Below are 23987 nucleotides of genomic sequence, written 5' to 3' on the forward strand. Positions count from 1 at the left end.
AGGGGCGACTTCTCATCGCGCGTCCGTCAGCACGCTTGTCCGCGCCCCGCCCGTCGTCATCCGCCCGTCGTCATCCGCCCGTCCGTCCCGCATGCTCCCCGCCGCGCGGGATGGGATGACGGGCTGCCCGATGAGAGCGTCTACGCATGGACATCGACCCGCCCCGGACCCCGGATGACACTCCCCCGGACGTCATCACCTTCATCGGCCGGATCGACGGCACGGTCATCACCGTGGGAACGCAGCCCAGCGTCCCGCGGAGAACCCCGGTCGTCGTTCTCCGCACCCAGTCGGCCCTGCTCGACGTTCTCTGCGTCGCGCATCTCGTGCCGGACGAGGCGCACCGGCTCGCCGCCCTGTTGTCCAGCGCCGCGCTCTCCAGCGTGGGGCGCTCCGCGTCCCGGCTCTCCGGCGCTGCACCGCCGCCTGCCGACCTCGCCTGCGGGGTCCGCTCGCGGCACATCATCTCCGCTGGGGAAGGATCGAGCGCCGCGGAGCTCCGTCACGCGCTGGCTCTGCTACCGGCGGGGGCACGGCTCGTCGATTTCGTCTCCGACACCGACGTCGCCCTCATCTTCAGCGTCGACGATCCACCCTGGCCGACAATCAATCTGGGCGGGGGGCCGTCCGGGTGACCGAAGGTCCGAGGCCTGACCATGCGCCGCTTTGATCATCGAAAGGACGGCCAGAGCCGTGAGGGCAGCGGGCTGATCCTACAGGCACCCAGCAGGGGCAGACACCCGACAGGCCACGCCGCCGTCCCGGCCAGGTCCGGAATCCCACGAGGAGGAGCACTAGCTTCACCGAGAGTGATTGATCGTACAAGTCTGTTCGCATCCCCGGCCCAGGACAGCCCGACGACGCCGGTAGCGACACCGATGACGCTCGCCCGCGCCGCCACCGGACTGCGCCCAGTAATCAACGCTACCGGCGTCCTGCTCCACGGAGGGCTCGGCCGAGCTCCCCTGTCCGCGGCCGCCCGCGCGGCCCTCGACCTGGCAGCCGGCACGACCGACCTCGAGCTCGACCTCGGGACCGGACGGCGAGGACGACGAGGACGTACCGCCCTGGCCGCGTTGGCAGCCGCGGTGCCCGCGGCGGCGGGCGTGCACATCGTCAACAACAACGCGGCAGGGCTGATCCTCGCGGTGACGGCGCTGGCCGGGCGGCGGGAGATCGTGGTGAGCCGCGGGGAGCTGGTGGAGACGGCGGACGGGTTCCGGCTGCCCGAACTGCTGGTCTGCACCGGGGCTCGACTGCGGGAGGTCGGCACCACCAACCGCACGACGCTCGGGGACTACGCCGACGCGATCGGGCCGGAGACCGGGCTCGTGCTGCACGTGCATCCGTCCAGCTATCAGGTGGTGGGGCTGACTGACACCCCTGCGATCAACGATCTTGCCGCGCTCTGCGCCGATTTCGAGATCCCCCTCGTCGGTGACTGCGGCTCCGGGCTGCTACGCCCCGAGCCGCTCCTCGCCGATGAACCCGACGTCACGACCTGGCTCGGCTTCGGCGTCAACGTGGTCACGACCAGCGCGGACAAGCTGCTCGGCGGGCCTCAGTGCGGCCTGCTGCTGGGACGTGCCGACCTGATCGACCGGATACGTCGGCATCCGATGGCCCGGGCAATGCGGGTCGGAAAGCTCACGCTCGCCGCGCTGGAAGCCACCCTCAGCCATCCCGACTCCCCGGTCAGGCAGGCGTTGCATGCCCGACCGGAACGGCTGACGACGCGGGCCGAGACGCTCGCCGCGTGGCTACGGCGTTCGGGCATCGCAGCCTCGGCTGTGGCGAGTCGTGCGGTCGTCGACGGTGGCGGGGGTGGATCGTCGCCGCTGCCGAACGACGCCGCATTCCGTCGATCGGGCGGCCACCGGCGCGAGGGCGCACGAGACGAAGACGGCATGGCCCCGGCGGGCCCGGAGAGTGGTCTGACGATCAGAGGGTTCGGCGGCTTCGGCCCGGAGCTGCCAAGCGCCGCGGTGGCCCTGGACGCAGTCATCGCCGCCCCCCTGCGCCAGGGCGAGCCGTCCGTGCTGGGCCGGGTGGAGCAGGGATGCTGCCTGCTCGATCTGCGGACCGTTCCGGTGGAACTCGATCCCGTCCTCGCCGCCGCCGTGCTGGCTGCCGCGACCGAAGCCGGCGCGACCACGATCACCGACGCCCCGACCGAGCCGCACATCGCCGAGGATGCCGACGTCATGACGATCGAATCCATGGCCATCCCGCGCGCCACCGTGCCCGGCCGGCGGGCGCCGTGAGCCTCGGCCGCCCCTACGACTCCCCGACGGTCGCCGTCGCGGTGAGACGGCTGGGCTCGGTCGCCGCCGCGCTGACCCTGCTCTGCTACGGGCTCGTCCACCTGCTCGTCTGGCCCGGCGCACCCGCGGGGAGCCCGGATGAACGGTACCGGTGGAACGGGGAGTCCACGCTGCTCGACTCGTTCACGATCGGTGGACGGCCGATCCAGACCTCCACCTAACGCTAAAAAAACGGAGAAATAAGCGATTCACGGTTCGCTCGGCGACGGCGGGGACCCACATCGCTTCTTCGCACGTGGCGGGCCCGCCGACGGGCCCAGACATCGGGGCATTATAGTGCAAATGTTCCAAATCCAGCATATAACTCAAACTTCCGATTCGGGAATCTTGATTACCCATCGGCATCGATATACCGCTTACTGGGACCAGGGGGCGTAGAGGTGGTTCAGTACGTCGTTGTGTACTGGTTGTGCTGATTGTGATCCTTTAAGGAGTGCAGCGGATGCAGTCGGCCACCTCGGATAGCGGCGTCCAAGGAGTCACGCAATGAGCGGGTACGACTATTCGGTTGCCATCCTCGGTAGCGGCATCGCCGGCTCGACGCTGGCCAATATCCTCGCCCGACACGGTCACCGCGTGGTTCTGATTGACAGTGGCACGCATCCACGTTTCGCGCTCGGGGAGTCGACCATCGGTGAGACGACCTATCTGCTGAAGTTGCTCGCCCAGCGGTTCGACGTCCCCGAGCTCGGCCATGTGAGCAGCTTCGAGGGCGTCCGCTCCCACGTCACCTCGGCCTGCGGAGTGAAGCGCAACTTCGGATTCGTCTACCACCACGAGGGTGCGCTCCAGAACCCCGAAGAGGTCACTCAGTGCAGCGTCTCGGAGTTTCCGAACGGCCCGGAAATGCACATGCACCGCCAGGACATCGATGCTTACCTCTTCTATACGGCCGTCCGTTACGGAGCCGAACCACGGCAACGCACGATGGTGGAAAAAGTCGACTTCGCCGACGACGCCGCGACGCTGACGACAGGGGCCGGCGAACGGATCCGCGTTCGCTACGTCGTCGACACCTCAGGACGCAATTCCGTGTTGGCGAACCAGTTCGCCCTGCGAGAGGATCCCTGCCGGTTCCGGACGAACTCCCGCACCCTGTTCACCCACATGGTGGGGGTCACCCCCTTCGACGAGGTGACCCTCCCGAGCGGGCAGCCGTCGCTGTGGCACCAAGGCACCCTGCACCATCTGTTCGACGGCGGGTGGCTGTGGGTGATCCCGTTCGACAATCACCAGCGGGCCACCAACCCACTGTGCAGCGTCGGGCTCAACCTCGACTCGCGACGCTTCCCCAGGGATCCCTCGGTACCCGCCGAGCAGGAATGGAACGCTTATCTTGAGCGGTTCCCCAGTATCGCGCGCCAGTTCGCCGGTGCCCGGCCCGCCTGGGACTGGATCTCCACCGGTCGCACCCAGTACTCCAGCTCGCGGACGGTCGGTGACCGCTGGGCGATGATGTCCCACGCAGCCGGGGCGATCGACGCGCTGTTCTCCCGTGGCATGGCCAACACCATGCAGGTCATCTACGCCCTCGCACCAACCCTGATAGAGGCCCTCGCCGACGACGACTTCTCGGCGGAACGCTTCGGCCACATCGACACGCTCAACCAGACGATCCTGGACGTCAATGACAAGCTCGTACACGGCTCCTACGTCTCGTTCCGCGACTTCGACCTGTGGCGGGCGTGGTCGAAGGTGTGGTTCCTGGGCTGGAACATGGGCATCTCCCGGATCGTCGGAACCTACTTCGGCTATCTGGAAAAGGGCGATCCGGCGCTGTTCGACCGCCTGCTCGACGCGCCACATCTGGGCACTTTCTGCCCCGATCTGCCGGAGTTCCAGCCCTTCTTCGACTCGCTCAGCGCCGTGATGGACGAGGTCGAGGCCGGCCGGCTGGCCCCGGCCGCCGCCGTCGAACGGCTCGCCACTCTGCTGGGCGGCGCCGACTTCCTCCCCGCTCCGCTCCGGCTGGGCGATGTGCTGCGCCGCTGGCACGACGGCTCCTTCGAAGCCCAGCGCCGCATGTACGAGTGGGGGCGCACGAGTTCCCCCGAGCCGCTCCGCCGCTGGTACGAGTACGACCTCGACGACCTGCTCACCCGCACGGGTGGGGTGCCCACTCCGGCAACCCTCTAAAGGTCGGGCCGCTGAGGGTCGGGGCGCTGAGGGTCGGGCCGCTGAGGGTCGGGGCCATCCCGCCTCCATCCGCGACGGGATCGTCCTGATCGACGGCACCCGCGGAACGGCGAGAACAGCCCGCAGAACGGCGAGAGCAGGGAGGACGGAGGACGGCGATACGATCGGCGCCCTCGCCCTCTGCCTGGGCCAGGGGCATGGAGGGAGCCGCGGTGATGGAGACAATCATCCAGAATCGGGAGGACTGGATCCGGACGACGCCGGATCCGGCGTCGTCGTCCGTCCGCACCACGCCCCATTCACCGGCCTGCGCCCTGCTGGCGGCACGGGTCATCGAGGAGATGCTGGGCGAGCTGACGTTCCACCATCTCGGCATCCTCGTCGCGGACCTCGACGCTGCCCGGGAACGGTATGCCGTCTCCCTCGGGGTCGATGCGTGGGAGTCGCGGGTCGTCTCCGGCCCCGCCGTCTGGCACGATCGACCGATCATGATCGAGGACGTCCGGATCGCGTTCGGCCGCTTCGGCAGCAGCCTGGTCGAGCTGGTGGAACCCGGCGACCGGCCATGGACAGGGCGGGAAATTCTCGACCAACGCGGCGAGGGGTTGTTCTCCATCGGCTACGAGGTCGACGACCTGCCGGCGTGCCTGCACCGGGCGGTCGCCGCGGGATGCCTGGTCGAGCAACTCCGGCCGGACGCTCGGAACCCGCGACGGGCCTATCTCGACGCGGGTTCCGGACTACTGATCGAACTCGTCCCCGGGGGTGCCGGACAGGACTGCTGGTGATCATTGTCCGAAACCTGCCGTCCTCGCGGGCTTGTCCTGACGGCCATCCAAATGTCATCATCAATCGAGGCCGCCCGGCACCCCCCGAGCCGGGCGGCCTCCCTGCAGGTACGGGCCTCCCGATGTTCCGCGGGCGCCGCTATGTCGCCGTGCGCGTCTCCCCCGTCGCTAGCGGCCAGCGTAAGGCGAGAATCTCCAAACCGCCGGCGTCGAGAGATGAAGCATTGACAACACTCGTTGACAACACTCGTTGACAACACTCGTTGACAACACTCGTCACCCGTTCCTCGAACCAGAAAAGGCCGAGCCGTCAGGAGCCGTGAACGGCAACCCCGATGATCACGCCGATGAGCGTCGTCGCGATGGCGACGAAGGTTGCAATCTTCCCCCGTCCGCTGCCCTGGTTCGGCCTGGTCACCGGCCCCGACCGGCAAGATGCTCCGCGACAAAGCGTTCCATGCCGGCAACGAAGGCACGCGCGTCCTCGGCGGGCCAGTCGTCGAGCATGCGCTGGAAGACGTCGGCCAGCCGACGCCGAGAGCGATCGATGGCGGCCCGGCCCTCGTCGGTGAGCGTCAGGCGGACCGCGCGGGCGTCATCGGGATCGGCCGAACGGCGCAGCAACCCGAGCGCCTCGAGACGATCACTGTGCCGGCTCACCACCGAACGGTCGATGCCGATCTCCATGCTCAGCTTGCGCGCCGTGGTCGGGCCCGTACGGGCCAGACCGTTGAGCACGGGGTAGACAGCCTCGTCGAGTCCGACGTCCGCCGAGGAGAGCAACTCCCCGAACAGACGCGTCCGGTTCGGCCGGGTGAGGAGAAGTCCGAGCGCTGTCGCGAGCCTCGCGCCGTCGTCTGAACCCACCACACGACCCTACTCTGCGTGCACCATGCACCAATTCGTGCGGGGTGCGGATCCACGCGGGGGCACCGACCCACGCGGGGCGTCGGTGGCGCGCGGGAGCGACGAAGACGAACGGAAGGAGGAAGTGCGATGGCTCACACCCAACCCGGCGGAAGGGGGCGACTGCCGGGCACGGCAGAATTGCCGGGGCGGCCCCGTGCAGAACCACCGCAAGGCACCAGGCAGGTGCCAGCACGCGACCGCGGATCCGGAAGGCACACCGTGACGGGCATGCTCACAGCACAGCGGACGAGTCCGATCGAGCAGATCACCGCCGATCATCGACGGGTCTCGGTGGACCTCGGCTCACGCAGCTATCCGATCGATATCGGTCCCGGGGTCCGCCGAATCCTGCCCGACATCGTCGCGCGGATCGGCGCCCGGCGGGCCGTCATCGTCTCGGCGCGGCCGCAGGACGCGGTCCCCGACCCGGGCGTGCCGGTACTGCGGCTGGCCGCACGGGACGGCGAGGCGGACAAGAACCTGTCGAACGTCGAGGCGCTCTGCGGCCGGTTCGCGGCTTTCGGGCTGACCCGGTCGGACGTCGTCATCTCCTGCGGCGGGGGGACCACCACGGACGTCGTCGGGCTCGCCGCGGCGCTGTACCACCGCGGCGTGGCGGTGGTACACCTCCCGACATCCCTGCTCGCCCAAGTGGACGCGAGCGTCGGCGGGAAGACGGCGGTGAACCTGCCCGCCGGCAAGAACCTCCTCGGTGCCTACTGGCAACCCAGCGCCGTCCTCTGCGACACCGACCACCTGCGGACCCTGCCCCGGCGGGAGTGGATCAACGGCTACGGCGAGATCGCGCGGGCCCACTTCATCGGCACCGGGGACCTGCGCGGTCTGCCGGTGACGGAGCAGATCACCGCCAGCGTGGCGCTCAAGGCCGCCGTCGTCGCCCGGGACGAACGGGACTCAAGCCTGCGCCACATCCTCAACTACGGCCACACCCTGGGGCATGCCCTGGAGCGCGTCACCGACTTCGCGCTGCGCCACGGTGAGGCGGTGGCGATCGGCACCGTGTTCGCCGGCCGTCTCGCCGGGGAGCTCGGCCGGATCGGGGACGATCGGGTCCGCGAGCACCTGGACGTGGTCCGCGGCTACGGGCTGCCGACGGCCCTGCCCACCGAGGCGGACGCCGCCGAGCTCGTCGCCGTGATGCGTCTGGACAAGAAGTCGACGAACACCGGCCTCACCTTCGTGCTCGACGGTGCGGACGGCCCACAACTGGTGGGCGACATTCCGGAGAACCTGGTCATGAAGACGCTCGGCGACATGCCGCGCGGGCCGCTGGCCTGACGCCCGTGCCACCGGCCGCGTGTGCTATCACGGGCGCCACCCGCCTGTTCGCCGTCGTCGGGGATCCCGTCGAACAGGTACAGGCGCCGTCGTTGCTCAATCCGCTGTTCGACGAACTCGGGCTTGACGCCGTCCTCGTACCGGTGCACGCCCGGCCGGCGGACTTCCCCGCCGTGCTCGACGGACTCCGGCGCATCGAGAACCTGGACGGCATCCTGATCACGATTCCGCACAAGGCCGCCGCCTGCGCCCTTGCCGACGAACGCAGTCCGGCGGCCGCGATCAGCGGGAGCGCCAACGCACTGCGCCGCGGCCCGTCCGGGCGCTGGCAGGCCGACAACTTCGACGGAGCGGGATTCGTCCGGGGGCTGACGGCCGCCGGACGTCCGGTGGCCGGAACGCGGGTCTCGCTACTGGGCGCGGGCGGCGCCGGCAGCGCCATCGCGGCCGCGCTGCTCGACGCCGGCAGCACACGGCTGTCGATCTACGATCCGGATCGGGAGAAGCGCGACGGCCTGCTCGCCCGCCTCGACGAGCACTGGCCGGGCCGCGCCGTCGGCGTCGCGACACCCCTGCTGCACGATGTCGATCTCGCGGTGAACGCCACGCCGCTCGGCCTGCGTCCGAACGATCCGCTCCCCTTCCCGCCGGATGGGCTCGCGGCGGGCTGCGTCGTGGCGGACATCATCATGAAACCGCCCGACACCCGCCTACTGCGGGCCGCGGCCGCACTCGGCCTGCCGACCCATCCGGGCATCCACATGCTCGCCCACCAGATCGGCTTCTACCGCTCGTTCTTCGATCTCGTCCCGGCGGCACCCGCCTGACGACCTGCGAGGGCTCATGCGTGCACCATCCCCAACCGGCTGTCTGGGTATCGACGTGGGCGGCACCAAGGTCGCGCTGCGCATCGAGGCCGCACAGGCCGGGGCCGCACAGGCCGGGGCCGCACAGGCCGGGGCCGCACAGGCCGGGGCCGCACAGGCCGGGGCGAACCCGATGGGAGGCGACGAGCAGATCGGCCCGAGCAGGCCGAGCGGACCGGAGGGTCCCGTCAGGCCGGTGGAGACAACCTTCCAGTGGTCGCCGTCGGCGACCGCCACCCAGGACATCGACGATCTCGCCGCACACGTTGCCGCGCTGACCGCCCGATGGGGCGGTCGGGTTGACGCCGTCGGCGTGGCGATGCCCGCGACCATCGACGCCGCCGGCCGGGTCACAACATGGCCGGGCCGGCCGGCCTGGACCGGGCTCGACCTCGGCGCCGCGCTGCGGGATCTGCTGCCGGGCAGCACCGTGGTCTGCGGCGACGACGGCGATCTGGCCGCGCTCGCAGAGGCGGACGCGGCCGGCTGTGAGAACGTGGTCTACCTGGGAGTCGGGACGGGCGTCGGCGGCGGGATCGTGCTCGGCGGCCGGTCCTGCCCGGGGCCCGGTCGCGGCTCCAGCGAGATCGGACATCTGATCATCTCGTCCGACGGGCCCAGCTGCGACTGCGGCCGCCGCGGATGTGTGCAGGCAACCGCGTCCGGGCCGGCCACCCTGCGCCGGGCCACCCAGCGGCGTGGTGCGGAGGTGACCTTCGCCGAACTGCGCGCAGCCTGGCTCGCGGCCGACGCCTGGGCGGTGCGGACGGTGGGCGAGAGTGCCGCGGCGATCGCCACGGCCGTCGTCGGGCTGACCGAACTGCTGCATCCCGCAATGGCGGTGGTCGGCGGCGGGTTCGCGGCCGGCCTGCCTGGATTTCCGCGGGCGGTCGCCGAGCACGCCCAGACCCTTGCCCGCCCGGGACATCCGCCCGCGCCCGTCCGCCCAGCGTTGCTGGGCGGCCTGTCCTCCCTGTTCGGAGCGCTCCTGGCGGCTCAGTCGCCGGCGAGGATCGGCCGGCTGGCCTGAGCTGCGGGGACACCGGCGGTGCCGGCGGGTTCGACCGGGTGCGGCCGGAGAAGGGACAGCAACTCCGCGGGCCGGCGCAGCACCGCGTCCGGCCCGGCCGCGACCAGCTCGGCGCCGTCCGCCTCGCCCCACAGCGCGGCCACCGCCATCACGCCGGCCGCACGCGCGCTCTCCAGGTCGGCGACCGCGTCCCCGATCATCATCGCCTCATTCGGCGCCACGCCCAACAGCTCAAGTGCCCGGTTCACGATGTCCGGCGCCGGCTTGGGACGGGCGATCTCATCAGAGCCGATGACATAATCGAAGATCGGCAGAATGTCGAGCTCACCCAGCAGGTGCCGGGCCCGTGGACCCGCCTTGCCGGTGGCGACCGCGAGCCCGAGGCCGCGCTCGTGCAGGCTCCGCAGCAGCGCGGCGACCCCTTCGAAGAGCACCACCTGGTGGGCCAGCCGATAGCTCTCGCGGACGAACGGCTCCTCCATCTCCAGCGGCAAATTCATAATCCGCATGATGTCCGGGAAGTACCGTCCCAGGTGCCGGTTGTACTCCTCGAACGGGGGCTCGCCGGGACCCACGACCTCGGCGTAGGCGATCGTGAACGCCTGCCGCATCACTCCGAAGCTGTCGACCAGCACCCCGTCGAGATCGAAGATGACCGCACGTTTCCGTGTTCCGGACGCCGCACCGGTCCCGATGGTCGTCCCCGCCCCGGTCCCGGTGGTGGTCATGGCCGACCAGGGTTTCAGCTCAGTTCCCACGTGCCCCCCCGGGCTCGACGTTGGGTGCCGTTCGATATTCGTGACACAGGTCGTGGATGCGTGACCTCAGCGAGCCGCGTGCGCGAGCGGCGCGACGGACCGGTGCGAGCGCGCGGAGTCGTAGAATCTCTCGATGGCGGCGATGGTCGGGCGGACCTCCTCGATCGCCCGCCCCCGGGACGCGGGATCCGCCAGCAGCGCGGGCAGTTCGTCGAGCTGGCGGCGGTACTCCGTCCCGATCGGTTCGTCGGGCACAGGCACCGCCACGGTCTCGCCGGCCCGGGTGCGGGTCAGAACCGAACGATCCTGCCGGTTTGGGCCGAAACCGAACGTGCAGCGCAACGACGCGGTGCCCGCGGCACCCTCGACGTTGATCAGGGTGACGTCCCGGGCCTCGTGCGAGGCCCAGCTCGCCCGCAACGACACCGAGACCCCGTTCTCGGTGACCAGGAAGCCACGTGCGGTGTCCTCGACGTCACCGCCGGCGCCGACAGCCGGCCCGGTGCCATCGTCGTGACGCCAGGAGGCCGCCCAGGAGCCGTCGCTGACGAAGTCGTCCGAGATCGTCCCGACCACCTGCTGGAAACGGACGCTGCCCAGCAGCGCGGTGAGGGTGTCGAGCAGGTGCCAGCCGAGGTCTACCAGGGCTCCGCCGCCGGAGAGGTCCCGCCGGGTGAACCAGCCACCGGCGTCGGGAATGCCCCGGGCCCGGATCCAGGCGAGATCGACGTGCCGGATGGCACCGAGCCCGTCGGCGAGCTCGTAGAGCCGGCTGACATCCGCCCGGTACCGCGCGGCGCTCCCAGCAAGCAGGATGGCGTCGCCCGCGCGCTCGGCCGCCGCGAGCCGGTCGGCCTCGGCCGAGCTCAGGCACACCGGCTTCTCCAGGAAAACCGGAATACCGGCGCTCAGCAGCCGGGCTGCGATGTCGGCGTGCCGGTGGTTGGGCACCGCCACGACCGCGAGGTCGACCTGAGTCCGGTCGATCTCGTCGACGTCGGCGAGCACGGCCAGGCCCGGGTCGGCCCCGGCCGCCGCCCGGCGGGCCCCGGAATCGGAATCGACGGCCGTGACCACGACGAACTCCGGGTGTTCTCGCAGCCGGGGAAGCCAGATCGACCGACCGGCCCAGCCCAGCCCCACCACGGAGACCCGCAGCGGAGTCCGCGTGGGGTTCCCGGTCTCGCCTCGGCTCACAGCTCGGCCAGGGTCTCGGCCACGATGGCCGCGACCTGGTGCATCTGTTCTTCGGTGCCGAGCAACGTCCGATGGTGCAGCCAGACGCCGTCCGCGCTGATCGCCTCGGTGTTCGGGCAGCGCTTCGCGATCTCGTCCACCGTTTCGTCCGGGGCGCCGGTCTCCCAGAAGCCGTTGGACCGGTAGATCGCCCGGAACGCGGCGAAAGCGGGCAGCCCGCGGTCCACAAGGGCGTCGACGAACGCGTTGCGGCGCTCCTCACTGAACCCGGGCAACCGGAACATCGCCATGTAGCGCGGATTGCGGTCACACCGGTCGTCGCGGCCCTGCGGGACGACGCCCGGGATGTCGGCAAGCGCGCCCGCCAGCACCGGCCAGCGCTCCTCACGCGTGTCAATCTGGCTGGCCAGGCGGCCGAGCTGGGCACGCAGGACCGCGGCGGAGAACTCGTTGAGCCGGAAATTCGACCCGGAGGTCTGGTGGAGGTACCGGCGGTCCGTGCGTGGCCGCCCGCAACTGTGCCGCAGGAAGCCGAGTTCGTACAGCTCGGCGTCGGGGAAGGTGACGGCGCCGCCCTCGCCGGCGGTCATGAGCTTGCCGTTCTGGAAGCTGAACGCCGCCACCGAGCCCAGCTCGCCGAGCTTCTTACCCTGCCACTGCGCACCGTGCGCGTGCGCCGCGTCCTGGATCAGCGGAACCCCGGCATCCGCGGACAGCTTCGCCAGGGCGTCCATGTCGCAGACCTGGCCCGCCATATGCACCGGCATGATCGCCCGAGTGCGCGGGGTCACCGCGGCCGCCGCGGCGGTGGCCTCGATGCAGTACGTGCCCGGGTCGATGTCGACCGGCACGGCCACCGCGCCGAGGCGCTGGGCCGCCTGCGAGGAGGAGATGAAGGTGAACGCCGGCACGATGACCTCACTGCCGGGTCCAACCCCCAGGACCTGCAACGCGAGCTCCAACGCGTGCGTCCCGTTGGTTACGGCGAGGGCGTAGCCGGCCCCGTGGTAGGCAGCGAATTCCCGCTCGAAAGCGTCGACCTCACTGCCGCCCATGCGCCACCACTGGCCCTGTTCCAACGCCCGGATCAGACCACCGCGCTCCTCGTCGGAGTACTGCGGCCAGGCCGGCAACTCCGGCGCTGGCCGTGCTCTACCGATCATGATCCCCACCCTTTTCTTGCCCGTGACCGTATCGTTGTTCTTCGCGCCGGGATCGAGGTTCCGTCGGCGGTTCCATTATCGCGATCGGCGAAGGAATCTACGCGAGAGGATGCATGACGGACGGTACCTCGGTACCCCCGGGTTCCCCATCGCCCCCGGACATGACACGCTAATATCAACGGACTGACTACAGATAGACTTGAGAAGAACACCTCAGCTGGCCCTTTCTGCTTGCAGGTGTCCAGCAGGTGGCTTTGCTATAAATGTGGGGTTCCGGATCAGAAACGCCGACCATCGAGCCGGCCAGCATGTCTGTGAGGCGCCGTGACCACGCTACTTCTCCTGAATGGCCCCAATCTGGGCATACTCGGCCGACGCCAGCCGGAAGTCTACGGCACGGCGACACTGGCCGATATCGAGGCGGCCGTCGCGGCTCGGATCTCGGACCGCGGATGGAAACTTGTCTCCGTACAACGTGAATCCGAAGGTGAATTGATCCACACTATTCAGGATAATTACGACTCGATCGGTGCGATCGTCAATCCAGGTGCGCTGATGATGTACGGCTGGAGCCTTCGTGACGCTTTGGCCAATTATCCGAACCCGTGGATCGAGGTCCATCTCTCCAATGTCTGGGCTCGGGAGTCCTTCCGGCACGAATCCATTCTCTCGGCACTCGCCCGGGGAGTGATCGTCGGCCTGGGGGCCCTCGGATACGAGCTTGCCGCTCAGGCACTGCTGGACCTCGTCCCCGCGCCGAGCTGAGACGTCCCGCCGGACCGGGAACGACTCTTCGGATAACTGGTCACGCGAAGTGGCGTTCGTATCCCCTTCCCAACGTGACCAGGCCACCCGCGACGTGGAACTCCCCCCGCGCCGGGCCGGCCGGCGTCGGACGCACGAGCGCCCTCGGTCCGGTGTCATCTCCTCGGCCATGTCATCTCCTCGGCCATGTCGGTTCCTCGGCCATGTCGGTTCCTCGGCCATGTCGGTCCGGCTCGGGCTTCCCGGCAGGCCGAAGAAGCAGGGTGGTGCATTGCTGGAATATGGCCGTATGGCCCTTTAGGGTATTTTTGAATGATATGCCGCAAAGATCGGACCGGGGCCGCCGTACTTCCGCATCCGCAATGCCGGTGGGAGAGTGCCGCCCATGACAACGCACCCCGTTCATCCCGTTCATGAGGAACGGCCCTCCCAACGGACGATCATCCGCCGGGATTCGCCGATGGGCCTGGCAGCGGACCTGTCGGTGGGCCTGGCAGTGGCGAGCCCCACCACCCCCTACCAGGTGACCACCTCCAGGCGACCACCTCCGCCGGGAGCGCGGTGAGCTACTCCTGCGCGGTGAGGGCGTGGGTGGCTGCCGCGGCAACGGCGGGGGCGAGCCGTGGATGGTCGAGGGGAGGCAGCACGCTGCCGGGCGGCGTCTGACCGACGAGGGCGTGCACGGCGGCGAGGCGGGCAGCGGGGGTGACCGGGCGGCGAGTGGTGACGACCGCCCGCAGCAGTCCGGGCAGCGCGTGCAGCGGACGCGGGCCCGAGGTGGCGCGGGCCAGCGGAGGGGGCGTCTCCGGGCGGATCCGCAGGACGGGAACGCCCTTGGGCGGCGCCGCCAAGCCGATCAGGTCGACGATCAGATCGAGTTCGGGGGCAAGCAGGTGCAGCGGCTGGATGCCGTAGTCGACCGGATCGTAGAGGGTGATCTCGTGGAGGCCGATACCGATCAGTAAGCCGGCGAGATCGCCGCCCCGAGCCGGGTCCACGACGGCGACGCGGGCCCGCCCCGGCGCGATGTCACGCGCCCGGAGATGGTTGAGGACCGCGGCCGCGGCGGCGACGGCGAGACCGTCGTTGACGGTGTCGAGCAGCAGATGCGGGGCGGCGGACCGCAGCGCGGCGCGGGCGGCGTCGATGCGGCGGACATGCGTGTGGACCAGAACGGTGGCGGCGAATCCCGGAGCGATCATGCCGATCGCCGCGGCGAGCTCGGCGGCGGTACGGGCTGCGATCGGCATGGGGATGACGTCGAACCCGGTCGCCCGGTGCAGGTGGACCGCCTGGGACTCGACCGCTGGCAGGGCCGCCTCGGCGGCCAGCGGCTCAAAGTCCAAGACGGCGCTGCCGTCGGTGAGCAGCGCCACTCGGCGCGGCCGGCCGGTGAACCGGTCGGTGTGCGTCGGGTGCATGGCCAGGTGGCTGATGACGCGGCGGTCGGCGTCAGCGTCCAACAACGCAAGATCGTGACCGGTCGTGACCGACGCGCGGAGACACTGGGCGAGTTTGCCGGTCGACGCGACGGTGAAGACGGGATCCTCGGTCTGCAACAGGTCGGCACCCAGCCGCTCCCGCAGCGCCCGGACCAGCCAGGTCAATGTGGACCCGCTGTCGGCATCCAACGTGATCCGCCGGCCGCCCCCGGGATCCGGCTCGTCCGCGTAGCACGTCACGGGGCCGGGGGCTGCGGCGACGACCGCCTCGATGATCATCGTGGCCCGGTGCGGAACACGGACTGTGACGCTGTAGGCGGGGTTGACCCCGGCTGAACCGGCCGGACCGGCCGGACCAGGGGGCGTCACGCCGGCTCCACCCGTGCCCGACTCCGTCCGGTGCGCGCCGGTCCCCCAGCCGGCCCCTCGGCGGGGCTCCCCTCCGCGGGAGTCCCACCTGCGGGAGTCCCGGGCATCGGTCCACCACATTTCATGCTCATGAGGAGCTTGTCTCCGCTTCGCGCAACTCGGCCAACAGTCCGGCCTGCCCGGCCGCCATCTCGGTCAGAATCCGCCGGGCCGCGCGCATCAGCTCCGCCACGTCCCCGCCCGCGAGCGCGTACACCACCGTCGGGCCGTCCCGCGTCGCGGTCACGATCCCGGACCGGCGCAGCACCGCGAGCTGTTGGGAAAGGTTCGACGACTCCACCTCGATCGCGGCCAGGAGATCCCGCACCGGCATCGGCCCGTCCTGCAGCAACTCCAGCACCCTAATTCGCACCGGATGGCCAAGCATGCGAAAAAACTCCGCTTTAGCCTGGTACAGCGGAACCCGCCTCGTCACGAGCCACCTCCCGTCGACCCCACGCAGCTCCGGCCGAGGCCTACCGGCCGAGGTACCGGCCTGGCCGGAGTACCGGCGACCGCCCACCCAGAGATCACGCCGGCACGGTGAGTAGCGCCACGACCCGTTCGCGCTCGATGGCGACCTCCCCGCCAGTTACAGAATTTATCAACTGTTCGTTACCACACTTCGGAGTCGGGAAACAGCTCTTTATCGCACGGCACGGCTCTGCGGGGGCCGCTGTGTCCGAGATCTCGCCCACTCCATACTTTTTAGCATGTAAATTGAAGAAACCTTCAATTTTTCATCCCAGTATATGGGAGGATCGGATCCGCATCGAGACGACGACGGGGCAGGCCGAGGACCCCCGGCCCCACTGCCCCGCCCCCATAAGGACGGCCCCGTCACGCTGGCCCAGGCCACTCGGCCGGCTGGAACTCGGCCGGCTGGAACTCGGCCGGCTCCTGCCCGGCCGGGCCGATATCGAGAGCATGCGCCGCCAGCCAGGCCGTGACCTGCTCGCGGGGATGACCGTCGCGGTGGTCGCGCTGCCGCTCGCGCTGGGATTCGGGGTCTCCTCCGGCCTCGGCGCGGCCGCCGGACTGGTGACGGCGATCGTGGCGGGTGCTCTCGCGGCGGTCTTCGGCGGGTCGAACCTGCAGGTGTCCGGGCCGACCGGCGCGATGACCGTCGTGCTCGTGCCGATCGTGCACCGGCACGGGCCGGCTGGTGTGCTGACCGTCGGGCTGCTCGCCGGGATGATCATGCTCGCGCTCGCGGTCCTGCGGGTCGGCCGCTCCGTGCAATATGTGCCGGCGCCCGTGGTGGAGGGATTCACCGTCGGCATCGCCGCGGTGATCTTCCTTCAGCAGCTTCCCTCGGCCCTGGGGGTGCACGCCCGAAACGGTGACCGGGTGACCGGCGTGGCCTGGGCCGCCGTGGCCGACTTCGTCCACCGGCCGCACTGGCTCGCGCTGGCGCTCGCCGTCGGCGTCGCGGCGACGATGCTGGTCGGCGCCCGGCTGCGGCCCACGGTCCCGTTCTCGCTGCTCGCCGTGGCCCTCGCGACGGCCCTCGTCACGGCCCGCGAGTGGGACGTCACGACCCTCGGCGCAATCCCCGCCACCCTGCCCGGTCCCTCGCTCGGCTTCCTCGACATCACCGCGATCCCGACGCTCGCCACGGCCGCCGTCGCCGTGGCCGCGCTCGCAGCCTTGGAGAGCCTGCTCTCGGCCAGTGTGGCCGACGGGATGACCGTCGGCCACAACCACGACCCCGACCGGGAGCTATTCGGCCAAGGGCTGGCCAACCTCGCCGTCCCGCTGTTCGGCGGGGTGCCCGCCACCGGCGCGATCGCCCGCACCGCGGTCAACGTCCGCTCGGGTGCCTCGTCCCGGCTCGCCGCCCTCGCGCACGCCGTGGTCCTCGCCGGGGTGATGCTCGCAGCCGCTCCCCTGGTCGCGCGCATCCCGCTCGCCGCGCTCGCCGGTGTTCTGCTCGCCACGGCGGTGCGGATGGTCGAGGTCTCCTCGTTGCGCACCCTCGGCCGTGCGTCACACTCCGATGCCCTGGTCATGGCGCTGACCGCCGGGGCGACCCTGGCGCTCGACCTCGTCATCGCCGTCGTCCTCGGCCTCGCGGTCGCCGGCGCCCTCGCCCTGCGCGCAATCGCCCGAACCGCGCGGGTCGAGGAGGTGCCGCTGGACCCCGGCGATCATCACGATTCCGAACACGCGCTACTCGCCGAGCACATCGTCGCCTACCGTATCGACGGCCCCCTGTTCTTCGCCGCCGCCCACCGCTTCCTGCTGGAGCTCACCGAGGTGGCCGACGTCGAGATCCTCATCCTCCGGCTGTCCCGGGTCAGCGCCGTCGACGGCACCGGCGCCCTCGTCCTGCGCGACGTCATCGACCGGCTCGAACACCGCGGCGTCAAGGTGTATGTGTCGGGGCTGCGACCCGAGCATGCCAAAGCGGTGGCCGCCGTCGGTCTGGTGGACCGGCTGCGCGGCCAGGGACGCCTGTTCGACTCCACCCCGTCGGCCATCCAGGCTGCCCGGGACCATCTCCACCACACCGGCGCCCTGGCCGCCGTCCCAACCTGAGCCCACGCGGCGCTAGCCCACGCGGCGCTAGTCGCGGTCGCGCGGCTCGCGACGCAGCCCGCCCCGCAGGGGACTCTGGTCCCACCAGTCGGAGGCGGCGATCGACATGACGGGATGTGCCCCAGGCAGGAATCGGACCTGCGGCCTACCGCTTAGGAGGTGGCGAGGCCCTACCGCACAGCTGACCTGCATATTTGCAGGTCACGCCGGACCGAAACGCAGCTAGTTAGTAGGTCCGGGAACGTGGCCCAGACGGCGCTAGACGGCGCCAGACGGGACAGGACCCCTATGACCAGCATCACACAGCAGGCGCGGGCAGAACTCGCGCGCCGGACCGACCGGGCGCTGACCCAGGCTCGGACGGCCCTGGCCGTCCCAGAGATGGCTGTCGACCAGTACCGCAGCCACGTCAACATCGCCTCTCTGGAGGACGCGCGCCGCGAGGCAGCGCAGGATGCGCTCGAGGGCCTGGCCGCCGCCGTGGCCGCGGTACGGGCGGCGCATGACGCGCTGTCAGCCGAGCTTGTCGCGGCCGGCGTCGCGCCTGGTGCGCCTGAGCCGTCCGCGGCGTATCCCGAGGCCACCTGGACGAGATTGGACGCGGAGGGGCACTGGTCGTCCCCACCGGAGACGCTCGCGCGGCTGGTCGTCTCGGATGTGGCGGCGGACCTCTCGGACATCGCCCGGGCGGCTGTGCCCGTGGAGGGCGAGGTGCCGCGGGGCGCACTGCTCGAGCGGGCGGCCCTGGCCGTCGGTCGGGGCGACGAGTTGCTCACGGCCGCCGTCATCGCCGAGTGCGAGGCCGGCATGACCTGGGAGGCGGTCGACGAGGTCCTCGCGGGCAGCCTGCCGGGATGGGACTCGGGCCGGACCGCCGAGGGGCGGTGGGGCTCGGCCCTGACCCGCTGGCATCGCGGTCTCGACGAGCCATACCACTACCTGGATCAGCCGGGCGGGATCGTCTCGAGGACACTGCCCGACGCTGCGATCGCGCCGCGGGAAAACGCGCGCCGGCTCGACGAGTGGGTCATCCGCCGCCGTCAGGCGGGGGACTACTACGGCCAGGGTGTCGCCCCGGTGTCGTCGGGCACGGTGGACGCGGTCCCGGATCGCCTGCAGACGTCGCGGTGGCTGTTCGCATCCCTGCTGTCCACGTCCAACCGGCTACTGTCGCGGGGCGACACCCCGGTCCGTGAGCGGGTGTCCTGGGAGCGCAAGGCTGCCGCGGCCACCGCGGCGGCCGCGGTGCGGCCGGGGGACGCGGACACGGCCGCGATGGCCGCGGACGCGCAGGCCCGGGTGACCGCGCTGCGCGCCGAGGGCCTGGCGCTCGTCGACGGCACGTCGGACGGGGCGGCCCGATGACTGACGGAATCGTTCGTTCATCGCATGGGGAGAATGATCGAACGAACGGAACGAACGATCGGCCCGGGTGCGTGTTCCCAGGGTGCTCGGAGTCGGTCGCGCCGCCGCCGGCGACGGGCTGCCGGGCGCCGCGCTACTGCCAGAACGCGGCGCACACCGCGCAGACCGCCCGCATCACCGCCGAGGAGGCCGCGGAGCACGCCCGGTTAGCCCAGGCCGCGAACGAACGCACAGCCGAGGTCGCCGACGCCGACCGGCTCGCGGCGGAGGCTGCGCGCAGCGCGGCCGAGCAGCGCGCGGAACAGGCGTTGCGCCGGGCCGAGATGGCCGAGACCGAAACGGCGCATCTGCGGACCGACCTGGGCCAGGCGCAGCGCCGCACCGCGGCCGCCGAGAGCGATCGGGACCAGGCTCGGGAGGCATGCGCCGAGGCGGACGCCTCCCGGCAGGCCGCGGAGCGGCAGCGTGACGAGGCCCGCGCGGCCGAGATGGCCGCCCGCCAGGCCGCCGAGCTCGCCCAGATGAAGGCAGAGACCACCGAGCAGCTGCTCGCGGCCGCCCGGGAGACCGCCGCCGCGCAGCAGCAGCGCGCCGACCAGGCCGTCGAGCACCTCGAGGCTGCCCGGGCCGACGCCCGCGAGGCCATCGCACGCGCAGCCCAGGCCGACGCGGCCCGGGTCGCAGCGGAACAGGCCCTCGGCTCAGTCGAGTCGGCGCGCGACGCGGCCGAGCGCGCTCGTGCCGCCGCCGTCGCCGAACTCGCCGGGTTGACTGACGACGAGGTCGCGCCATGATCGGCCCGGATGGGATGCCGATCCCGGGGGTGACGCCGCCGGCAGGGTCGTGGGCGCGGTGGCGGGCGCGGCGGGCCGCGGCATGCTGCGAGCAGTCCGCCGAGGCACTGCGGGTGGCCCTGCTCGACTGGGCGGAGGGGTCGGCCAGCCGCAGCGCCGCCGTCGAGGAGGTGTTCTCCGCGGGGCTGCTACACGCGGCCGCCACAGGCCGGCTGGCCCGATGGTCCCCGCGGACGGACGACCTGGCAGTCACGGGCGGCCGGCACGAGCTCATGGTGACCCCGGACCTGGCCGGCCTCGCCCGGGCGCTCGAGCGTGGGCAGATAGCGGGGACGGCTGCGGAGCTCACGGCCCTGCGGCGGGCGGCTTCCGCGTAGCCGTGCGCATCACTCCTTAAACACGCATGCGTGTTTAAGGAGTGATCGCGAGTGGATGTGATGCGCATCACTCCGATTCGCTTTCCCATTACACACGCATGCGTGTTTAATGGCGTTGAACAGGGAAGCGGGAGAGTGAAGGGGGAACCGGGATGAGGCAGGGCAACGGCGAGGCGGAGGTCACCAAGGTCTTCGGGTGGGCGCTGGGCGAGGGCCTACGGGTGAGCCGGCGGGAGATCCGGGCCGACCTGGCGGTCTGGCGGGTCCGGGCCGGCCTCGCCCCCGCCGCGGCTCCGGCCCCCGCGGCTCCGGCGGCCCCCGCGGGCGCGGCGCCGGCTGAGCCGGCCCCGAGGGCCCCCGCCCTGATCCTGGTCCACCCGGACCGGGTGCTGACGGTGGCCGAGGCGGCCGCCCGCCTCGGGGTGGCGGAGCGGACGGTGCGCCGCTACCTGGCCCCGTCGGACGGACGGCTCACCCGACTAGCCGGTGGAGTGAGCGCGGCGAGCGTGACCGCCTACGCGGCCCGCCGGGCCGAGGCGATCCGGCGGACCCGGTGGGTCTCCGCCACGGCCCTCGCAGCGGCCTGATAGACACGCATGCGTGTCCCCATGGGTGGGGGCACGCTGACCCAAGGAGGCACCCATGGAGCTCACCGCCGCGCTGTGGCGCGACGCGGATCCGGCGGCCTGGCGCCGCGCGGCGACCGACTGGCGGGCGTTGGCCGCGGCCGACGCCGCGGACCGGCGCGGCCGCGAGGCGGCCGCCGAGGTCGCGAGGTACGCCACCCCCAACAAGATCTCCAATTTTCGGACGGAGGCCGCCGAGCTGCGCGCCGCGGCCGCCGCAGGCGACCCGAAGGCCGTCGACCGGCTCGCGCGTGCCGAGGCCCTGGGCCGCCTCCTCTCCGAGCGGGCCCGCGCGTAACAGCGAAGTCGGCCCCCACCCCCGCGCGGGGTGTGCGGCCGGTATCGGACCGGCCCGGGGCACTCAACCACCATCAACTACATCGAGGAGTAATCGTGGCGCTGGACATCGCCCACGGCATCGCCGCCGCCGACACCGACCGACTCTCCGCCCTCATCACGGAGGCCACCGGCACCGCCCCCCACCGACTCGGCACCGGCCGGCAGGGCGACGGGGCAACCGTCACCCTGCGGTACGACCCGGCGGCCCGGGTGATCGCCCGCCGGTTTGACATCACCCCGCGGGCGGCCAACGGGATGAGCGTGTTCGACGAGCAGGCGGTCGTCAGGTACGTCGCCGAGGCCCTGGAGGGCTGATCCCGGGCATGCCGAAAGCGGCCCCGGCCACCCTCACGGGTGGCCGGGGCCGTCAGTTGTGCGGGGTGCTCCGTATCCGCAGGCTACGCGGTCGAGGGCTCGTCGGACGCAGGCTCGGCCGGGGTGAGCGCAGACAGCCGCGCCTCAACAGTCGCCGTGCCCGCGCGGGTGATAAGCGACCATCCGGCGGGACGGCCACGTCAAGCCGGCAGGCGCACGGCGCGCCTACCGGCTTGACGTGGGAGTGACAGCCAGGCCCGGGTCGAGGCTCGCCGTGCTGACCGACCCGACGGCCCGCGCGACGACGCCCTTCAGCAGCGTCAGCACTGCGGCGGTACCGGCCACCGCGGCAGTCTGCGGGATCGACAGGTCCTGGACGCCGGCGAGCGAGAACCAGTTCGCAGCGACCAGACTGCCGCCGAACGCCGCGGCGAACGTGAGCGCGACGCGCTCGACGAGGTCACGCAGGTAGATGGTCATGAGGCTCCTCCGGTGGGTGTGGGGGTCCGGCTGTAGGCGATGAGCCATGCCTCCGCGGCCGGCGTGAGATGCCCGAGAGCGTCGGCGAGTGCGTCGTCGAGTGCCGTCGGCCGCCACGGAGCGGGGACCGGCGGCACGGGGGTGGGGATCGGTGCGGGCGCCTGCACCGAGGTGGGCACGGTGACGTCGCCCTGCTGGGCGAGGAGCCGGTCGGCGTCCTGCCACGTCAGGTAGGCACGGCCGGAGATCCCCCAGGACCCGGTCCACGAGTTCGTGAGCCAGACGCGCCGCCGCTCGACGTCCACCTCGTCGGCGAGGTACTCGTGACCGCCGACGACGGCGCCCTCGAGGGTGAGCCGGCCGTCTCGCGCCGGTTCGAACATGCCCTCCAGCCACACCGTGCCGACCATGACCGGGCCCGTCTGGAGCGCAGTCAGCATCGCCTGGAGGGAGAACGCGTGCCCGTAGCCCGCGCACATGCCATCCGCCTGGAGGGCCTGCGCGACGGAGAGTCCGTCCGACCCTGTGTCGGTGGGCGGGTAGGTGCCGTCGATGTCGTCGAGGCGGGTGGCTGCGGAGTAGAGCTCGACGGCGAGCGGCTCGGCGACGGCGACCGTCTCGCCGTCGAGTGTCACCTCGGTCAGCCCCTGCCGGACCGCGTTGTCGGTACCGAGCCAGCCGACTGCGGCCTGCCCGGTACAGGAACCCGTGGCCCCCTGATCGAACACCGCCACCCGCCGTTCCCACCGGCGGGACACCAGGGTGGACGCAGGCCGTCCGGCGACCGCGTACCGCGCCGACCGGGGGTCGTGGCGGATGTGCCGACCGAGGCGATAGGGCAGGCCGGGCAGCTCGGGGATGCGGACGGTCGTGGTCACTGGGCAGCTCCATGGCGGATGAGGGTGGCGAGCTCTTCGCAGGCGCGTGCCGCGGCCGGCGAGACTCGCGGCGGCTCGGAAAGGGGCGACGTCATGCGGACGCTCCAGCGGGAGGCGGGGTTGGGGTGGTGAGCAGGGAGGCGACATGGCCGGCGGCGGCCTCAGCCAGCCGGGCGGCGTCGAGGGCGTCGAGGCGGGGCACGGCGTCGAGGAGGTCGTTGAGGGTGGTAGCCGGCTCGCCGGCGGCGCGGGTGGCGAGGGTGGCGAGGGATGCCTCGATGCGGGTGAGCGTGGCCACCGCCTGCCCGGCTCGGTCCGCCGCCGCGGCCGCGGCGTTGTAGGTGTGCTGCGTGGTCGCGAGCGTCTCGCGGACGGTGCCGCCCCACGTCGTCTGTCCGGCGCCGGTTGCCGCGGCGTCGAGGGTGCCGATGAGCTCCTGTGCATCCACGTCGTCCTCCGGGGTGCGGGTGGGCAGCCAGTCCTGCAGCACGCGGGACCGGTCGGACGGTCCCGGGATCCCGGGCTGGCTGGCGGTAGAGGTGTACTGGCGCGCGGCCACCTGGTCGCGGCTCCAGCCCGGGGGCAGCGGAACAGCGCCGTCGGCCAGGCCGTCGTAATTGGCTAGGTGCAGGCGCCGCCAGCCGATGGGCAGCATGGCGGCGGTGAGCCCGGCAGGCGCGGCCCACCAGGTGCCGGTGTAGATCAGACCGGTTGGGTGGCCGGCTGCGGCGAGCCGGTTGACGAGCGCTGCGACGTACCGGCAGGCGTCCCGCGTCGGGCCCTCCGGGTGCTCGGCGTCCAGGCACAGCCAGTCGCGGGCGCCGAGGCCGCCGGCAGCCTGGAGAGCGGCGAGGAGGTGGCCCACCTCGGCGTCCGGGCTCTGGCGGCCCGGTGTGGCGTAGTGGTATGCGCCGCGCGCCAGGCCGCGGCGGCCAGCAGTCCGCCACCAGCTGGCGAAGTGCGGATTGGTGTAGCTCGTGCCCTCGGTTGCCTTGAGCAGGATCCGGTCGTGGCCGGCCGCGGCATAGGCGGCCAGGTCGGCGCCGGCCTGAAAGCTGGAGATGTCCGCGAACTCGGTCACCACCGTCCGCTCCGTCCCATCCCCGGGCTGTAGTGCGGCACCGGGCGCCAGGTGGCACCCGGGTAGCGGGTCGGGTACGACACCAACAGCCTCCCGGCATGATGAG

General features: G+C 71.4%; 26 protein-coding genes. 17 read left to right on the forward strand and 9 right to left on the reverse strand.

Annotation, left to right across the window (positions count from 1 at the left end; translation table 11 throughout):
• Positions 1–146: 146 nt before the first annotated feature.
• From AC08OO_RS06090 to AC08OO_RS06110, 5 genes are all read left to right on the forward strand, one after another.
• Entirely contained in the window at positions 147–635 is a 489-nt protein-coding gene (locus AC08OO_RS06090; protein WP_476609469.1) for a hypothetical protein, read from the forward strand.
• A gap of 21 nt (positions 636–656) precedes the next feature.
• Positions 657–2264, forward strand: a complete 1608-nt coding sequence (gene selA / locus AC08OO_RS06095) for an L-seryl-tRNA(Sec) selenium transferase (RefSeq protein WP_476609470.1) — start codon at positions 657–659, stop codon at positions 2262–2264.
• Positions 2261–2485 (forward strand): hypothetical protein, encoded by a 225-nt coding sequence (locus tag AC08OO_RS06100; protein ID WP_476609471.1) that lies wholly within the window; start codon positions 2261–2263, stop codon positions 2483–2485. Before selA ends, AC08OO_RS06100 begins: the two co-directional genes overlap by 4 nt.
• A 325-nt stretch (positions 2486–2810) precedes the next feature.
• Positions 2811–4460 carry an NAD(P)/FAD-dependent oxidoreductase gene (locus AC08OO_RS06105; RefSeq protein ID WP_476618309.1) on the forward strand — a complete coding sequence of 550 codons (1650 nt, stop codon included), beginning with the start codon at positions 2811–2813 and terminating at the stop codon, positions 4458–4460.
• Positions 4461–4675: 215 nt separating this feature from the next.
• The gene (locus tag AC08OO_RS06110) at positions 4676–5248 is read left to right on the forward strand and encodes a VOC family protein (RefSeq protein ID WP_476609472.1); all 573 of its coding nucleotides are present in this window, start codon (positions 4676–4678) and stop codon (positions 5246–5248) included.
• A 414-nt stretch (positions 5249–5662) separates the two neighbouring features.
• Here AC08OO_RS06110 and AC08OO_RS06115 read toward each other — a convergent pair whose 3' ends face one another.
• Complete coding sequence (locus AC08OO_RS06115; protein ID WP_476609473.1) at positions 5663–6115, reverse strand: MarR family winged helix-turn-helix transcriptional regulator; 453 nt, start codon at positions 6113–6115, stop codon at positions 5663–5665.
• A gap of 270 nt (positions 6116–6385) precedes the next feature.
• Between AC08OO_RS06115 and AC08OO_RS06120 the strand changes: the two genes are divergently transcribed.
• Genes AC08OO_RS06120 through AC08OO_RS06130 form a run of 3 tightly spaced genes read left to right on the forward strand, consistent with a single transcriptional unit; the run spans position 6386 to position 9352 of the window.
• A complete protein-coding gene (locus AC08OO_RS06120; RefSeq protein ID WP_476609481.1) occupies positions 6386–7456 on the forward strand; it encodes a 3-dehydroquinate synthase family protein in 1071 nt (356 codons plus the stop codon).
• Between the two features lie 5 nt (positions 7457–7461).
• Positions 7462–8283 (forward strand): shikimate dehydrogenase family protein, encoded by an 822-nt coding sequence (locus AC08OO_RS06125; RefSeq protein ID WP_476607693.1) that lies wholly within the window; start codon positions 7462–7464, stop codon positions 8281–8283.
• Between the two features lie 16 nt (positions 8284–8299).
• Complete coding sequence (locus AC08OO_RS06130) at positions 8300–9352, forward strand: ROK family protein (protein WP_476609474.1); 1053 nt, start codon at positions 8300–8302, stop codon at positions 9350–9352.
• Here the strand turns inward: AC08OO_RS06130 and AC08OO_RS06135 are convergent.
• The 3 genes from AC08OO_RS06135 to AC08OO_RS06145 form a co-directional block, all read right to left on the reverse strand.
• Positions 9319–10110, reverse strand: a complete 792-nt coding sequence (locus AC08OO_RS06135) for an HAD-IA family hydrolase (protein WP_476609475.1) — start codon at positions 10108–10110, stop codon at positions 9319–9321. The genes AC08OO_RS06130 and AC08OO_RS06135 overlap by 34 nt on opposite strands.
• A gap of 66 nt (positions 10111–10176) precedes the next feature.
• The gene (locus tag AC08OO_RS06140; protein ID WP_476609476.1) at positions 10177–11307 is read right to left on the reverse strand and encodes a Gfo/Idh/MocA family protein; all 1131 of its coding nucleotides are present in this window, start codon (positions 11305–11307) and stop codon (positions 10177–10179) included.
• Positions 11304–12470: a DegT/DnrJ/EryC1/StrS family aminotransferase gene (locus tag AC08OO_RS06145; RefSeq protein ID WP_476609477.1), complete on the reverse strand. Its 1167-nt coding sequence runs from the start codon at positions 12468–12470 to the stop codon at positions 11304–11306. The genes AC08OO_RS06140 and AC08OO_RS06145 overlap by 4 nt, the downstream gene beginning before the upstream one ends.
• A 324-nt stretch (positions 12471–12794) precedes the next feature.
• Between AC08OO_RS06145 and AC08OO_RS06150 the strand changes: the two genes are divergently transcribed.
• A complete protein-coding gene (locus AC08OO_RS06150) occupies positions 12795–13235 on the forward strand; it encodes a type II 3-dehydroquinate dehydratase (protein ID WP_011434893.1) in 441 nt (146 codons plus the stop codon).
• Positions 13236–13620: 385 nt separating this feature from the next.
• Entirely contained in the window at positions 13621–13800 is a 180-nt protein-coding gene (locus AC08OO_RS06155; RefSeq protein WP_476609478.1) for a hypothetical protein, read from the forward strand.
• Position 13801: 1 nt separating this feature from the next.
• Here the strand turns inward: AC08OO_RS06155 and AC08OO_RS06160 are convergent, their stop codons facing one another.
• Together AC08OO_RS06160 and AC08OO_RS06165 are read right to left on the reverse strand one after the other, a co-directional pair.
• Positions 13802–15046 (reverse strand): malic enzyme-like protein, encoded by a 1245-nt coding sequence (locus AC08OO_RS06160; protein WP_476609479.1) that lies wholly within the window; start codon positions 15044–15046, stop codon positions 13802–13804.
• Positions 15047–15173: 127 nt separating this feature from the next.
• Entirely contained in the window at positions 15174–15521 is a 348-nt protein-coding gene (locus tag AC08OO_RS06165; RefSeq protein ID WP_023839852.1) for an ArsR/SmtB family transcription factor, read from the reverse strand.
• 284 nt (positions 15522–15805) lie between these two features.
• Between AC08OO_RS06165 and AC08OO_RS06170 the strand changes: the two genes are divergently transcribed.
• The 7 genes from AC08OO_RS06170 (at position 15806) to AC08OO_RS06200 (ending at position 21442) form a co-directional block, all read left to right on the forward strand.
• Entirely contained in the window at positions 15806–17626 is a 1821-nt protein-coding gene (locus AC08OO_RS06170; RefSeq protein ID WP_476618310.1) for a SulP family inorganic anion transporter, read from the forward strand.
• A gap of 288 nt (positions 17627–17914) precedes the next feature.
• Positions 17915–18991, forward strand: coding sequence for a hypothetical protein (locus AC08OO_RS06175; RefSeq protein ID WP_476611463.1), 1077 nt, complete (start codon positions 17915–17917; stop codon positions 18989–18991).
• Positions 18992–19062: 71 nt separating this feature from the next.
• Complete coding sequence (locus AC08OO_RS06180; protein ID WP_476618311.1) at positions 19063–19785, forward strand: hypothetical protein; 723 nt, start codon at positions 19063–19065, stop codon at positions 19783–19785.
• Positions 19782–20162: a hypothetical protein gene (locus AC08OO_RS06185; RefSeq protein ID WP_476611462.1), complete on the forward strand. Its 381-nt coding sequence runs from the start codon at positions 19782–19784 to the stop codon at positions 20160–20162. The genes AC08OO_RS06180 and AC08OO_RS06185 overlap by 4 nt, the downstream gene beginning before the upstream one ends.
• 152 nt (positions 20163–20314) lie before the next feature.
• Entirely contained in the window at positions 20315–20749 is a 435-nt protein-coding gene (locus AC08OO_RS06190; protein WP_476611461.1) for a hypothetical protein, read from the forward strand.
• Between the two features lie 55 nt (positions 20750–20804).
• Positions 20805–21086 carry a hypothetical protein gene (locus AC08OO_RS06195; RefSeq protein ID WP_476611460.1) on the forward strand — a complete coding sequence of 94 codons (282 nt, stop codon included), beginning with the start codon at positions 20805–20807 and terminating at the stop codon, positions 21084–21086.
• A gap of 95 nt (positions 21087–21181) precedes the next feature.
• Complete coding sequence (locus AC08OO_RS06200) at positions 21182–21442, forward strand: hypothetical protein (RefSeq protein WP_476611459.1); 261 nt, start codon at positions 21182–21184, stop codon at positions 21440–21442.
• Between the two features lie 225 nt (positions 21443–21667).
• On the opposite strand, the gene AC08OO_RS06205 is transcribed toward AC08OO_RS06200, so the two are convergent.
• The 3 genes from AC08OO_RS06205 to AC08OO_RS06215 all read right to left on the reverse strand — a co-directional run bounded on the left by AC08OO_RS06205 (position 21668) and on the right by AC08OO_RS06215 (position 23884).
• Positions 21668–21922: a holin gene (locus tag AC08OO_RS06205; RefSeq protein WP_476611458.1), complete on the reverse strand. Its 255-nt coding sequence runs from the start codon at positions 21920–21922 to the stop codon at positions 21668–21670.
• The gene (locus AC08OO_RS06210) at positions 21919–22800 is read right to left on the reverse strand and encodes a hypothetical protein (RefSeq protein ID WP_476611457.1); all 882 of its coding nucleotides are present in this window, start codon (positions 22798–22800) and stop codon (positions 21919–21921) included. Before AC08OO_RS06210 ends, AC08OO_RS06205 begins: the two co-directional genes overlap by 4 nt.
• A 91-nt stretch (positions 22801–22891) precedes the next feature.
• On the reverse strand, positions 22892–23884 hold the full coding sequence (locus AC08OO_RS06215) for a GH25 family lysozyme (protein WP_476611456.1): 993 nt from the start codon (positions 23882–23884) through the stop codon (positions 22892–22894).
• Between the last annotated feature and the right edge of the window lie 103 nt (positions 23885–23987).

It is taken from the genome of Frankia sp. CeCAU1, assembly GCF_977971845.1.

What these genes read in the sequence shown, in the direction of transcription:
- AC08OO_RS06145 (WP_476609477.1), bottom strand. Translation starts at nt 12,470, where the DNA reads ATGATCGGTAGAGCACGGCCAGCGCCGGAGTTGCCGGCCTGGCCGCAG.
- AC08OO_RS06105 (WP_476618309.1), top strand. Translation starts at nt 2,811, where the DNA reads ATGAGCGGGTACGACTATTCGGTTGCCATCCTCGGTAGCGGCATCGCC.
- AC08OO_RS06120 (WP_476609481.1), top strand. Translation starts at nt 6,386, where the DNA reads ATGCTCACAGCACAGCGGACGAGTCCGATCGAGCAGATCACCGCCGAT.
- AC08OO_RS06155 (WP_476609478.1), top strand. Translation starts at nt 13,621, where the DNA reads ATGACAACGCACCCCGTTCATCCCGTTCATGAGGAACGGCCCTCCCAA.
- AC08OO_RS06130 (WP_476609474.1), top strand. Translation starts at nt 8,300, where the DNA reads ATGCGTGCACCATCCCCAACCGGCTGTCTGGGTATCGACGTGGGCGGC.
- AC08OO_RS06205 (WP_476611458.1), bottom strand. Translation starts at nt 21,922, where the DNA reads ATGACCATCTACCTGCGTGACCTCGTCGAGCGCGTCGCGCTCACGTTC.
- AC08OO_RS06185 (WP_476611462.1), top strand. Translation starts at nt 19,782, where the DNA reads ATGATCGGCCCGGATGGGATGCCGATCCCGGGGGTGACGCCGCCGGCA.
- selA (WP_476609470.1), top strand. Translation starts at nt 657, where the DNA reads ATGCGCCGCTTTGATCATCGAAAGGACGGCCAGAGCCGTGAGGGCAGC.
- AC08OO_RS06110 (WP_476609472.1), top strand. Translation starts at nt 4,676, where the DNA reads ATGGAGACAATCATCCAGAATCGGGAGGACTGGATCCGGACGACGCCG.
- AC08OO_RS06190 (WP_476611461.1), top strand. Translation starts at nt 20,315, where the DNA reads ATGAGGCAGGGCAACGGCGAGGCGGAGGTCACCAAGGTCTTCGGGTGG.
- AC08OO_RS06195 (WP_476611460.1), top strand. Translation starts at nt 20,805, where the DNA reads ATGGAGCTCACCGCCGCGCTGTGGCGCGACGCGGATCCGGCGGCCTGG.
- AC08OO_RS06175 (WP_476611463.1), top strand. Translation starts at nt 17,915, where the DNA reads ATGACCAGCATCACACAGCAGGCGCGGGCAGAACTCGCGCGCCGGACC.
- AC08OO_RS06090 (WP_476609469.1), top strand. Translation starts at nt 147, where the DNA reads ATGGACATCGACCCGCCCCGGACCCCGGATGACACTCCCCCGGACGTC.